Origin of the sequence: Mesorhizobium sp. M2A.F.Ca.ET.067.02.1.1 (assembly GCF_004023285.1) — a bacterium.
Classification (GTDB): Bacteria; Pseudomonadota; Alphaproteobacteria; order Rhizobiales; family Rhizobiaceae; genus Mesorhizobium.
The window spans coordinates 1-407 of record NZ_RZSB01001468.1 but is presented as its reverse complement, the minus strand read 5'-3'; the positions used below and the strand labels follow the sequence as shown (position 1 = coordinate 407).

General features: G+C 60.2%; 1 pseudogene. It reads left to right on the top strand.

Annotated features, from left to right (window positions below):
- Positions 1 to 226: 226 nt before the first annotated feature.
- Positions 227 to 407 (top strand): annotated as a pseudogene (locus tag EOA28_RS38350) (hypothetical protein); the annotation flags it as partial.

Here is a 407-nt window from a genome sequence, read left to right as displayed (position 1 = left end):
TAACAAGCCCGACGTTGGGCGTGGTCGGGCGCATGCCGTATGGTTAACGCCTGGTTACCGGCTTGGGGCTGCAACCCCCCCAAACGAAAGCCGTATGTCTCTGATATGAAAGCGATACGGCCGACGCCGAAACCAGCCTGCAACAAAGCGCAGCCCGTGCGGCATGATCCCGATACAAGCCGGCAGCACAGTTGACGCAACGGGAACAGACGACAGCAAAACGAAAATGGGCAGGAAAACGAACCTACGCTCCTGGCTTCTCCGGATAAGCGTCGCTGCAATCGTCCTCGGCGGTGTCGGCTCTGTTGCCGGCAACCCGGCGACGACACTTGCAGCCATGAATTCCGGCGAGATTTCGACGCTGCATGCCGCGCTGTTCATCGCCACGGTCTGGATCGTGTCCAGCC